Origin of the sequence: Stenotrophomonas sp. BIGb0135 (assembly GCF_024810105.1) — a bacterium.
GTDB lineage: Bacteria > Pseudomonadota > Gammaproteobacteria > Xanthomonadales > Xanthomonadaceae > Stenotrophomonas > Stenotrophomonas maltophilia_AB.
On sequence record NZ_JANUDX010000007.1, the window covers coordinates 114,093 to 126,130 of the forward strand.

The following is a 12,038-nucleotide window of genomic DNA, read 5'->3' on the forward strand; positions in this document are numbered from 1 at the left end:
CTTATCCGGCCTTGCGCGTGGTGCTGCGCGTGGCGGTCTTTTTGGTCGCCTTGGCGGCTTTCCCGGCAGGCTTGGCCTTCTTCGCCGCCGCCTTCCTGGGCGCGGCGGTCACCGCCGTCTTCTTCGCCGGCGTGCGCTTTTTCGCATCCAGGCTTTTCTGCAGCAGCGACATGAAGTCGACCACGTTGGTGGCATCGTCCTCGCGCGGGACAGGCTCGTCCTCCACCCGGGTGGTGCCGCCCTTGGATTTGATCCGCTTGGTCAGTAGCGTCTGCAGGCGCTCGCGGAACTCGTCGTGGTAGTCATCCGGCTTCCACTCACCGGACATCGAATCGATGAGCTGCTCGGCCATCGCGGTTTCCTTGCTGCTGATCCGGTACTCGGCCAGGCTGCCACTGGGCAGCTTGTAATCGTCCGGGTCCACCAGTTCCTGCGGGTAGCGCAGGATCATCAGCACCAGGCCGTCGCCGTGTGGCATCACCGCGCACAGGTACTCGCGCGTGCGCACCACCACCCGGGCGATACCGACTTTTCCGGTCTTGCGCAGCGTCTCGCGCAACAGCACGTAGCCCTTCTCGGCCTTTTTGGCCGGCACCAGCAGGTAGGGCTTCTCGTAGTACCGCGGATCGATGGTGGTGGCATCGACAAAGGTTTCCACTTCCACCGCCTCGTGGCTCTCCGGCGCGGCCGAGCGGATGTCGTCCTCTTCCAGCACGACGTAGCTGCCCTTGTCGTACTCGTACGCTTTCACGATGTCCTTCCACGGCACTTCTTCGCCGGTGTCAGCGTTGACCCGCTCGAAGCGGATCGGCTTGCGATCGCGCGAGTCGAGCATGCGGAACTGCAGGTCGACCTTGCGTTCGCCCGACATCAGCGACACCGGGACGTTGAGCAACCCGAACGACAAGGTGCCGGTCCAGATCGGTCGGGCCATGGCGGTGCTACTCCAGCGTGGTAGAGAACGCAGCTGTACCCCGGCCCACGTGAAACGCCCGTGTCCGCACCGTGCAGGTGCCCTTTACGCGCTACTGCAGCAGGCCATGCACCGCCGTGGCCGGCATGTGGTCCAGCGCCAGCCAGGCGTCCTCGACGATGCCGCGCGCCTGCGCCCAGCCCAGCCGCGACTGCCCGCGCATCTGTTCCCAGTGCTCGGCCAGCTCCCCATCGGTGTCATCGCTGCCGCGCGGCCAGTCCGCGTAATGGGTGGTAAGCGCGAAGGCATACGCGGGGTAGAGGTCGCGCCAACTGCGGTGGCCGTGGCCGCGCCGCTGCTCGTAATCGTTGCGCATGTACTGCAGGTAGTCCTGGGCCACCGCCTGGGCTTCCTCGGTGCGGTCGCGGCGCACGCGACGCGCGCTCCGGGCCGGCTCCAGGTAGGCGTGGAACAGCGCGGGGGCGGCGCGGCGGTCGAGGCGGGGCATGGCACGACTCCGGCAGTGCGTGGGGCAGGCAGGAATAGCCCCGCCGCCGTTAGCCAGCCGTGACAGATCCGTTCAAAGCGGGCGATTCGCAGGGACTTCACCTGGCAAGCGCTGTAGTGGTTGCCCCCGTCCTGGAGATACCCCCATGCAACGCGATCCACTGCGCGAAGCCACCACGCCCGTTCCAGGCGAACAGCGCGCCAAGCACGACAACCAGGACGCCGAGGACCGCGGCGCCGGCATGCCCGCGCCTGCCGACCCGGACCACCTGCCGGTGGTCGCCGGCCCCAGCCATGGCTATCGCGACCGCAAGGACCCCACCGGCACCCCGCACCCCGGCGGCCGCGAACACCCCGAGCAGCGCCAGGCCCGCAAGGACCACGCCAGCGACAACCAGGACGAGGCACTGGACGAGACCTTCCCGGCGAGCGACCCCACCTCGCCGTTCGTGCCGGCCAAGGTGCCGCGCTGACCCACCCGCCGGCGCCGGCTCAGGCGCCGGTTACGGCGCCCACTGCCACTGCAGGCCGACGCTGTAACGGCGGTCCGGGCCCGGCTCGAAATAGCGCTGGTTGCCATCGTTGACGATGACCGAGCCGATATAGCGCTGGTCCAGCACGTTGTCGATCCCGGCGAAGGCGCGCAACGTGCCTTGGGCGGTGCTCCAGCGGCGCGCCACTTCCAGGTTCAGCAACGCGTATCCGGCGGCTTTCTCGGTGGCCAGGTCGTTGACCACGGTGTCGCTGGAGGCCACCACCTCGGCGGCCCACTGCCAGGGCCCGGGCCGATACTGCAGGCGCGCGTTCCACTGCTGCTGGGGTACCCCGGGCAGGCGCGCGCCGGCGGCGACGGTCGTGCAGCCGGAGCTGCCGCACAGCGGATACGGATCACGCACCGTGGCCTCGATCCAGGTGTAGGCCAGCGACAGGTCGGCCTGCGTGCCCAGCGGTTGCGCATAGCGGGCCTCGGCACCCTCACGGCGGGTGCGGCCGATGTTGCGGTAGGTGCTGCGGCCGCCGCTGTTGCTGGCCACCGCCAGCTCGTCATCGGTATCGGCGCGGAACAGCGCCGCCTCGACCTGCGCGCCGCTCTGCGCATGCCACTTGCTGCCCACCTCCAGGTTGCGGCTGCGCGCGGCGGACAGGTCCAGCGCCAGCCCGGCCTGGCCGTCGGCGCGATAGCCCAGCTCGTTGAAGGTCGGCGTCTCGAAGCCCCGCCCGGCCGAGGCGTACAGCCGCCAGGCGTCGCTTGCACGGAACACCACCCCGGCGACCGGGGTGGTGGCGTCGTAACGCCGCGAACCGCTGTCGTCGGGGTTGCCGGCGGTGACGTAGTGATCGTTGGAGCGGAACCGCACCGTGCTATGCCGCACGCCGAGCAGCAGCGACCAGCGCGGCGCCCACTGCCACCAGGCCTGGGCGAACTGGTCGACGTTCTCGACGCGGTCGGCCTGGTCGCGGCGCAGGCGTCCCTTGATGCCCACCTGATCCCCGACGAAGTTCTCGTAACCCCGGCGATCCTGCGCCTGTCGGTCGGCATTGGCGCCGATCACCAGATCCAACGGCCGCCCGGCCCAGTCGCCATGCCAGCTCCAGCGCGCATCCACGCCGCCGTAGTCCCCGTCCAGGTCGATCACCCCGCCGGCATGCAGCGGGTTGGCCTGCGGCGCCGGCGGGATCGCCAGGAACTGCTCGACGCTGCGCTGCCCGGCGTAGCCCATCGCGCGCCAGGTGTGGGCGCCGTCGGTACGGGTGAAGACCAGCCCGGCCTGGGCCTGGCGCACCGATTTGCGGGTGTTGTACTGCGTGGCCACCGACGTGGCCTGGCGCGGGTCGGCGTTGACCTGGGCCCGGCTCAGCCCCAGCGGGTCCTGCGCGTCGGGCGAATCGAAGTAGTTCAGGACCAGGTCCAACTGGCCGCCGCCCACGTCGGCCCCCAGCCGTGCATTGAGCGATTCGCGCCGCGCGGCGCTGTGCTCGCGCCAGCCATCGGTGCGGAAATGGTTGGCCGCCACGTTGTAGCGGATCGGCCCCTGCTGGCCGCGCAGCTGCGCGCCGGCGCTGACGGTGTTGTCGCTGCCGGTGTCCAGGCGCAACCGCCACGGGTCATCCGCCGCGCCCTCGGCGCTCCAGACCTGCACCACGCCGCCGGAGGAGTTGCCATACAGCGCGGAGAACGGGCCCCGCAGCACCTCCACCCGCTGCGCCGAGAGCAGGCTGGCGTGGGAGAGCTGGCCCTGGCCATCGGGCATGGTCGCCGGCACCCCGTCGACCAGCACGCGCACGCCGCGCACGCCGAAGGTGGAGCGCGCACCGAAGCCGCGGATCGACAGCTGGGTGTCCTGCGCATAGTTCTGGCGATCACGCGCGACCACCCCGGGAATGCCTCCCAGCGCCTCGGACAGCTGGGCCAGCCTGCCGTTGGCCTCGTCATCCAGCCACACCGTGGTGAGCGACGCCGGCAGGTCCACATCCTCCACCTGCTGTACCCGCGCGGCCTGCACCTGAACGGTGGGCAGTCGCTCCACGGGCGGGGCACCGTCGGCGGGCGGTGCGGCCTGTGCCAGGTTCGGCAGAAACACCGCCGAAAGCAGCGCGCAGGAGGGAACGAACGGGGGCAAACGGCGCATACGGTACGAGGTCCTCGGCGGGGTGGGGGCCGCACGCCATGGTACGGGAAGCGGTTGTGACGGCGGCCGCCGCGCCCTCGGCGTGGCTTTGTTACGATGGGTCGGTTTTGGCTGATTCTGCCGCAACCTGCGTCGCGACATCCTCCCCCTTCCGTCATCCGAATGAGTACCGCCGTGTCCTTCTTTGCAAATGTGGAACTGGTCCCAGGCGACCCGATCCTGGGCCTGACCGAGGCATACAACGCCGACAGCCGCCCGACCAAGGTCAACCTGGGTGTGGGCATCTACTACGACGAGAGCGGCCGCATTCCGCTGCTTCGCGCCGTCAAGCAGATCGAGCAGCAGCTGGCCAATGACGCCAAACCGCGCGGCTACCTGCCGATCGACGGCCTGCCGGCCTACAACCAGGCCACCCGCGAACTGGTCTTCGGCAAGGATTCGCCGCTGCTGGCCGCCGGCCGCGTGGCCACCTCGCAGACCATCGGCGGCAGCGGTGCGCTGCGCGTCGGCGCGGACCTGCTGCACAAGCTGCTGCCGCACGCCACCATCGCCATCAGCAACCCGAGCTGGGAAAACCACCGCGCCGTGTTCGGCGCCGCCGGCTTCGAGGTCGTCGAATACAGCTACTTCGATCCGGCCACCCACGGCGTGGACTTCGACGCCATGCTGGCCGACCTCGGCAAGCTGCAGCCGGGCACGGTAGTGCTGCTGCACGCCTGCTGCCACAACCCCACCGGTGCCGACCTCACCCTGGCCCAGTGGAAGCAGGTGGCCGAGCTGGTGAAGGACCGCCAGCTGTTCCCGTTCATCGACATGGCCTACCAGGGCTTCGACAAGGGCATCAGCGAAGACGGCGCCGCGGTGCGCATCATCGCCGAAGCCGGTATCGACAGCTTCGTGGTCGCCAACTCGTACTCCAAGTCGTTCTCGCTGTACGGCGAACGCATTGGCGCGCTGTCGGTGGTGGCCCCGGACGCGACCGCGGCCAAGGCCGTGCAGTCGCAGGTCAAGCGCATCATCCGCACCATCTACTCCAGCCCGTCCAACCACGGCGCGGCGCTGGTGGCCGGCGTGCTCAACAGCACCGAGCTGCGCCAGGTGTGGGAAGCGGAACTGACCGAGATGCGCGAGCGTATCCACGCCCTGCGCCACGGCCTGGTGGAGAACCTCGTCGCCGCCGGTGCACCGCAGTTCGCCTTCATCAACGACCAGGCCGGCATGTTCTCGTACTCGGGCCTGACCCGCCCGCAGGTGGACCGCCTGCGCGACGAGTTCGGCATCTACGCCGTCGGCACCGGCCGCATCTGCGTAGCCGCGCTCAACCAGGGCAACCTGGCGTACGTGGCCCAGGCCGTGGCGACCGTCGCCAGGGGCTGATGCGTTCGGTAGTGCAATGAAGAACGGCCGCCTTGTGCGGCCGTTCTGCTGTTCGACGCGCGGAGGGACGGGGAGGGACGGGACGGGATGGGACAGGACGCGGCGCGGCGCGGCGCGGCGGGACTGGACTGGACGGGGCGCATCCCTGGTAGAGCCGAGCCATGCTCGGCTGCTCTTGCTCCGCGCGAAAGGCAGCCGAGCATGGCTCGGCTCTACCTGGCGTTGTGCCGTATCTCCGCCTGCCTCGTAATGCCGTGGATGGCCGGCGCCAGTAATGAAGAGCGGCCGCCTCGTGCGGCCATTCTCTTGTTCGCGGCGGATCGGGTCGCGGCGCGATGCGGCGGATCGGGTCCGGTCGCGGCGGCGCGCGGCCCAGGTAGAGCCGAGCCATGCTCGGCTGCTCTTGCTCCGCGCGAAAGGCAGCCGAGCATGGCTCGGCTCTACCTGGCTTTTTGCCGTATCCCCGCCTGCCTCGTAATGTCGTGTATGGCCGGCGCCAATAATGAAGACCGACCGCCGCGTGCGGCCGTTCTCTTGTTCGCGGCGGGTCGGGTCGCGGCGCGATGCGGCGGATCGGGTCCGGTCGCGGCGGCGCGCATCCCAGGTAGAGCCGAGCCATGCTCGGCTGCTCCTGCTCCGCGCGAAAGGCAGCCGAGCATGGCTCGGCTCTACCTGGCGTTGTGCTGTATCTCCGCCTGCCTCGTAATGCCGCGGACGACCGGCGACAATATGGCCCCCAAACGTCTTTGGCAGCCACAGTCCATGTCCCGTACGTCGCTTACCCGGTACCTGATCGAAGAGCAGCATGCCGGCCGCATCAACGCCGACCTGCGCCAGCTGATCGCCGTCGTCGCCCGCGCCTGCACCAGCATCTCCATCGCGGTCAGCAAGGGCGCCCTGGGCGGCGTGCTTGGCGAGGCCGGCACCGGCAACGTACAGGGCGAAGCGCAGAAGAAGCTCGACGTGATCAGCAACGAGATCCTGCTCGAGGCCAATGCCTGGGGCGGCCACCTCGCCGCCTGCGCGTCGGAAGAAATGGACCACTGCCAGCCCGTCCCGGACACTTACCCGCGCGGCGACTTCCTGCTCCTGTTCGATCCCCTCGACGGCAGCTCCAACATCGACGTCAACGTCTCGGTCGGCACCATCTTCTCCGTGCTGCGCTGCCCGCCGGGCACCGAGCAGCCCAACGATGCCAGCTTCCTGCAGCCAGGCACCGCGCAGGTCGCGGCCGGCTACTGCATCTACGGCCCGAGCACGCAGATGGTGCTCACCGTCGGCCACGGTACGCACGCCTTCACCCTGGACCGCGAGAAGGGCGAGTTCGTGCTGACCACCCCGGACATGCAGATCCCGGCGGACACCCAGGAATTCGCCATCAACATGTCCAATCAGCGCCATTGGGAAGCCCCGATGCAGGGCTACGTGCAGGACCTGCTGGCCGGCAAGGAAGGCGCGCGCGGCAAGAACTTCAACATGCGCTGGATCGCCAGCATGGTCGCCGACGTGCATCGCATCCTGACCCGCGGCGGCATCTTCATCTACCCGTGGGACAAAAAGGATCCGTCCAAGGCCGGCAAGCTGCGCCTGATGTACGAAGCCAACCCGATGGGCCTGCTGGTGGAGCAGGCCGGCGGCGCCGCCACCACCGGGCGCGAGCGCATCCTGGATATCCAGCCCGACCAGTTGCACCAGCGCGTGCCGGTGTTCCTCGGTTCGCGGCATGAAGTGGCCGAAGCCACCCGCTATCACCGCGAGCACGACAGCGCGCAGGCCTGATCGCCATCGACGGGGCCGATGCGATATCGGCCCCGTCGATGCCTCCGCGCCCCGCACATGGCAACGGCGTGACATCGGCGAGCACAGCGGTCACCATCGCCCCAGATGCCCAGGGATGACACCATGACGGCCGACACGGAACACGACTTCATCGAAGTAATCCACAACGCCATCCCCGTCGAGATGTGCGCAGCCATCCAGGCACGGATGCGATCCAGTGCACAGTTGCGACCGGGGGAAGTAGGCAGTGGTGTGTTCCCGGAACTCAAGCACAGCAAGGATCTGCGCATCAGTGGCGATGCCGCGTGGCGCGATGTCGACATCCAGCTGCAACAGGCGGTTTTCCGCGGCGTATTGAGTTATCTACGACGTTATCCACAGGCACTGATCTCGCCGTTGATGTTGCAGATCCAGGACAGCGACGGTAAGCCGCGTCGATTGGCCGCCGAGGATTTCCCCGGCATGGACGATGCCACGCTGTCCGATCTGGCGCGCACGTGCCTGCGCCCCGGTGCCATCAATCTGCAATGGTATGCCGCAGGCGAGGGGGGCTATCCCTATTGGCATTGCGAGCTGTACCCGCGCGATCCGGCCGGCGAGACCCTGCATCGCCACCTGCTATGGACGCTCTACCTCAACGATGATTTCGAACAGGGCGAAACCGAGTTCCTGTTCCAGGATCGCAAGATCGCTCCGCGCACCGGCAGCCTGCTGATCGCACCGACCGCGTTCACCCACACCCATCGGGGCAATCGACCGCACGGCGGCGACAAGTTCATCGCCACCAGCTGGGTGCTGTTCCAGAACGCGCAGAAGCTGTTCGGCGGGAACTGAGCCCGGCGCCACCAGAGGGAGCCGGCCACCAGCCGACGCCTGCTGCACCACCAAACGCGCTCAGCGCGAGAAGGCGATCGCCACCACCACGGCGCCCGCCACTGCCACCATTACCGGCACGAACACCGCCAAGGCGACGCGGGCGCTCCTGGCCATCTTTTTCTCGTGGATGGCCAGCGCGGCGGCATCCAGATAGCTGAGCTCACCGCCGCTGTCCTTGATGATGCCCTGCGCGCGCAGTTGATCAAGCGTGGACTGCGCCGCCGGCTCCAGCCCGTCACGCGCGATCGCGCTCACCGGCGAAGTCGCGCCGTGCGCGGTGAAGTGGGCCAGCACCTTGCGGCGCTGCTCCTGCATCACCGCCACGATCGTCGCATTGACTGCCGTGGTGACCGCTCCAACATTCATGCACTTTCTCCTGGACTACCCGGGTGAGCGGGTTCGCTTGTTGGCCGTTGACCGCGACCCTGTCCATCGCCCCCCGGAACATCCGGCTGTTCGACGCATGTTAAATTCGCACCAAAGCGATCCGGAGAGCATCATGACCAGGACGGTTAGAGAGCGAGCGGAGTCTCTGGATGCTCATCATTGCCGTAGGGGCGGCACCAGGCTGCAGCGGTGGCTCATCGTTGTCATCGCCGTTTCAATCCTGACGTCCTGCGCGGGCACGTCATCCCAGCGTGGATCAACGCCTGCGCAGTCCGATCCGCCTGTACCCGCCGACGGTGGGCATTCGGTGCAGCGCCTCAAGCGCGATGTGGATCGACTGATCAGCATCCGGTTCGATGACATTGACGCCCTGGAGCAGCAACTTGGCACGCAACTGGGCCCACCCGGTTCCGACGGCCGGGCGAATGTGCGCAAGGCGCACGGCGGAGCCATTGCAGGGGTGGCTCTGCAGGAGGTTGAGCTTCATAGCGCCGGGGACAATCCCGAGCACGCAAGGTTGTTGCTCAAGCTGGGAGCACCCGATCTGTTGATGGAAGGTGCGCCATGGCCTGCTGCGGTCCTGTATCCGCCTCATCCTGACGCACCCGACGCCAATGCCTACTGGTCGTTCGAGATCCAGGGCGCCGCCGTGATTCTCGGGCTCGGCCCGGATCAGAGGCGCTTGAGCTACATATCGATCAGCAAGCGCTGAGTTCCAGCGTGTCTGCACCAAGGCAACAAGGATCCCGCCCGCTTCGCGGTGGAGCGCACGCGTCACCGCCTGCAACGGAAGCTCCATCCAACCTCAGCCGCAGCGGTTCATGGCGATGGCGAGCACCAGAGAATTGCCGCCGCCTGGCCTCAGAACAGCGGTCCCTGCGGCGACAGCAGACGCAGCCACTGCCCGGACAGGCTGAGCTTGCCGGAGTGGCGCATCTGTTTCCAAGTCGCATCGCATGACAGCGGCCCCACAACACATTGCTGCCATCTGTGACTACTGTCTGCCGCTGATGATGCTTGAATGCACGGACAAGGGAATCGCCGCGATCTGTGGGCTCAGGCCGGGCTTCCCACGCGCAGCCTCAAGATCGGGATGAAGTGATTGGCCCCGTCAATCCCGCGGCCCACTGCTCGACATCAGAACAAACTGCCCTGCGGTGAGTCTGCCCGCGGCGGCAACGGCTTTACAAACCGCGCGCAGTCCAGCTTCGGCCAGTGACTGTGCTGGGCATCGAATCCGAGCCGCTTGCGCGCCAGCTTGAACCGGCTCGACAGCAGGTCGGCGTAGACGCCTTCGCCGCGCATGCGGCTGCCGAATTCGCTGTTGTAGTCCTTGCCACCACGCAGCTGGTTGATCGTGCTCATCACGTGCGTGGCGCGGTCCGGATGGTGGGTGTCCAGCCAATCCCGGAACAGCGGCGCCACTTCCAGCGGCAGGCGCAGCAGCACGTAGCCGGCGGTGGAGGCACCGGCATCACGCGCGGCTTCGAGCACCGCCTCGAGTTCGGCATCGTTGATCCACGGGATCACCGGCGCCACCATCACCCCGACCGGGATGCCAGCCTCATGCAGGCGACGCATCGCGCGCAGGCGTGCGTGCGGTGCCGAGGCGCGCGGCTCCAGCTTGGCCGACAGGTGCGGGTCCAGCGAAGTCACCGAGAAGTGCACGCTGACCAGGTTCTGCTCGGCCAGGGGCGCGAGCAGGTCGATGTCACGCTCGACCAGCGCGTTCTTGGTGATCAGCGAGAACGGATGCCGCGTTTCCAGCATCACCTCGATCAACTGCCGGGTCAGTTTGAGCTTGCGCTCGATCGGCTGGTAGGCATCGGTGTTGATGCCCAGCGCGATCGGTTGCGGCACGTAGCCCGGCCGCGAGAACTCCTTGCGCAGCAGCTGCGGCGCATTGGTCTTGGCAAACAGCTTGGTCTCGAAGTCCAGGCCGGGCGACAGGTTGAGGTAGGCGTGCGAGGGGCGGGCGAAGCAGTAGGAGCACCCATGTTCGCAGCCGCGGTACGGATTGACCGATTGGCTGAAGCCCACGTCCGGCGACTTGTTGCGGCTGATGATGCTGCGCGCGGTTTCGGCGCGCACTTCGGTGCGCAGCCGTGGCGCGGCGAATTCCTCGCCCTCGTCGGCGTCCCAGCCGTCATGCACGACTTCGCTGACGGTAGCCTCGAAACGGCCCGCCAGATGCGTGGTGGAACCTCGGCCTTTGATCGCGATACCCATGGTCAAAGCCTATCGCCGCGGCATCTCAGGGACTGAGACGTACGGTCGGTGCTTCGGGAATAGCCGGTTTGGAGCGCGCGGAGGCGGGTGTTCATGGCAGGCGGCTGCAGAGGTTAATCTTTGGTTAGCAGTATTACTAACCACAGCCCCACTATATCCCGAAAGTCCTGCTGCGGCAGGCCTCTGGCGGTACAGGCGCGATTTCGTCCCCAAACTTGTCCACAGGCCAGGCGGACAGGACATCGTGGGTCATGGCGCCAGTCAACGGTCGGTGGACGCCCTACAGCAGCGCCAGGTATCCCTTCACCGTCGCGTCCAGCCCGGCGTACAGGGCCTCGCTGATCAGCGCATGGCCGATCGAGACTTCCAGCACGTCCGGCACGGCCTGCAGGAAGTCGCGCAGGTTGTCCTGCGACAGGTCATGGCCGGCGTTCACCCCGAGCCCGGCGGCCTGGGCGCGCCGGGCGGCATCGGCGAACAGGGCCAGCATCGCGCTGGCATCGCCACCCGCATGTGCTTCGGCATACGGGCCGGTGTAGAGCTCGACGCGGTCGGCGCCGATCGCCGCGGCCTGGGCGATGTCGGGGTTGCCGGCGTCGACGAACAGGCTCACCCGGCAGCCATGCGACTTGAGCGCGGCGATCAGCGGGCGCAGGCGCTCGCCGTCACGGCTGAAGTCGAACCCGTGGTCGGAGGTGAGCTGGCCATCGTCATCGGGCACCAGGGTGGCCTGGGCAGGGCGGGTCTGCGCGCACAGCGGCAGCAGGCCAGGGTAGCCCTCCCGCGGGGGCGCGAACGGGTTGCCCTCGATGTTGAACTCCACCCCGCGCTGCGCCGTCAGCGCCGACAGTGCCAGCACGTCCTCGGCATGGATATGGCGGCGGTCCGGACGCGGATGCACGGTGATGCCATGCGCGCCCGCGTCCAGGCAGGCCGTCGCAGCCTGCAGCACATCCGGGTCGGTGCCGCCGCGCGAGTTGCGCAGCACGGCGATCTTGTTGACGTTGACGCTGAGCTGGGTCATGGCACTACGGGGTATCGGTATCGTCGGCGCCGGTCTGGCGGCGGGCCTGGGCCTGCTCGCGCAGCCGGCGCAGTTCGGCGGGGTCGATGACGCTGGAGATGTCGCGTTGCAGGGTGCCGAAGCGGGCCACGTACATGCCGCGCACCCAGATCAGCAGGAACACCAGCGCGCCCAGCAACGCCAGCAGCATCAGCCCCCATTGGGGCGTTTTGAGCGCGAGGCCGAAGCAGCCCAGCGCCAGCAGCAGGAACAGCCAATGCATCATCGTTCTCCCCGTGGTGCCGGCAAGTGTAGCGCCGCCGGCACGCGGGGTTCC

12 protein-coding genes are annotated in these 12,038 nt (G+C 67.9%); 5 read left to right on the forward strand and 7 right to left on the reverse strand.

Features of this window, described 5'->3' with window-relative positions; translation table 11 throughout:
- Position 1: 1 nt before the first annotated feature.
- Positions 2-934 (reverse strand): Ku protein, encoded by a 933-nt coding sequence (locus M2421_RS14700; RefSeq protein WP_259207997.1) that lies wholly within the window; start codon positions 932-934, stop codon positions 2-4.
- Positions 935-1,025: 91 nt separating this feature from the next.
- Positions 1,026-1,421, reverse strand: a complete 396-nt coding sequence (locus tag M2421_RS14705) for a hypothetical protein (RefSeq protein ID WP_259208000.1) — start codon at positions 1,419-1,421, stop codon at positions 1,026-1,028.
- Positions 1,422-1,566: 145 nt separating this feature from the next.
- On the opposite strand from M2421_RS14705, the gene M2421_RS14710 reads away from it, so the two are divergent.
- Positions 1,567-1,893 (forward strand): hypothetical protein, encoded by a 327-nt coding sequence (locus M2421_RS14710; RefSeq protein ID WP_259208002.1) that lies wholly within the window; start codon positions 1,567-1,569, stop codon positions 1,891-1,893.
- A gap of 30 nt (positions 1,894-1,923) precedes the next feature.
- Here M2421_RS14710 and M2421_RS14715 read toward each other — a convergent pair whose 3' ends face one another.
- Positions 1,924-4,050: a TonB-dependent receptor gene (locus tag M2421_RS14715; RefSeq protein WP_259208005.1), complete on the reverse strand. Its 2,127-nt coding sequence runs from the start codon at positions 4,048-4,050 to the stop codon at positions 1,924-1,926.
- Between the two features lie 174 nt (positions 4,051-4,224).
- Here M2421_RS14715 and M2421_RS14720 point away from each other — a divergent pair, with 174 nt between their 5' ends.
- The 3 genes from M2421_RS14720 (at position 4,225) to M2421_RS14730 (ending at position 8,040) form a co-directional block, all read left to right on the forward strand.
- Positions 4,225-5,427, forward strand: coding sequence for an amino acid aminotransferase (locus M2421_RS14720; RefSeq protein WP_259208007.1), 1,203 nt, complete (start codon positions 4,225-4,227; stop codon positions 5,425-5,427).
- Between the two features lie 762 nt (positions 5,428-6,189).
- Positions 6,190-7,206, forward strand: a complete 1,017-nt coding sequence (locus M2421_RS14725) for a class 1 fructose-bisphosphatase (RefSeq protein ID WP_259208009.1) — start codon at positions 6,190-6,192, stop codon at positions 7,204-7,206.
- A 123-nt stretch (positions 7,207-7,329) separates the two neighbouring features.
- A complete protein-coding gene (locus M2421_RS14730) occupies positions 7,330-8,040 on the forward strand; it encodes a 2OG-Fe(II) oxygenase (protein ID WP_259208011.1) in 711 nt (236 codons plus the stop codon).
- A gap of 60 nt (positions 8,041-8,100) precedes the next feature.
- On the opposite strand, the gene M2421_RS14735 is transcribed toward M2421_RS14730, so the two are convergent.
- Positions 8,101-8,448, reverse strand: a complete 348-nt coding sequence (locus M2421_RS14735; RefSeq protein WP_259208015.1) for a hypothetical protein — start codon at positions 8,446-8,448, stop codon at positions 8,101-8,103.
- A 328-nt stretch (positions 8,449-8,776) separates the two neighbouring features.
- On the opposite strand from M2421_RS14735, the gene M2421_RS14740 reads away from it, so the two are divergent.
- Complete coding sequence (locus M2421_RS14740; protein WP_259208017.1) at positions 8,777-9,181, forward strand: hypothetical protein; 405 nt, start codon at positions 8,777-8,779, stop codon at positions 9,179-9,181.
- A 425-nt stretch (positions 9,182-9,606) separates the two neighbouring features.
- On the opposite strand, the gene M2421_RS14745 is transcribed toward M2421_RS14740, so the two are convergent.
- The 3 genes from M2421_RS14745 to M2421_RS14755 all read right to left on the reverse strand — a co-directional run bounded on the left by M2421_RS14745 (position 9,607) and on the right by M2421_RS14755 (position 11,984).
- Positions 9,607-10,698, reverse strand: coding sequence for a PA0069 family radical SAM protein (locus M2421_RS14745; protein ID WP_259208019.1), 1,092 nt, complete (start codon positions 10,696-10,698; stop codon positions 9,607-9,609).
- Positions 10,699-10,978: 280 nt separating this feature from the next.
- Entirely contained in the window at positions 10,979-11,722 is a 744-nt protein-coding gene (locus tag M2421_RS14750; protein ID WP_259208021.1) for a pyridoxine 5'-phosphate synthase, read from the reverse strand.
- A gap of 4 nt (positions 11,723-11,726) precedes the next feature.
- On the reverse strand, positions 11,727-11,984 hold the full coding sequence (locus M2421_RS14755; RefSeq protein WP_259208023.1) for a hypothetical protein: 258 nt from the start codon (positions 11,982-11,984) through the stop codon (positions 11,727-11,729).
- Between the last annotated feature and the right edge of the window lie 54 nt (positions 11,985-12,038).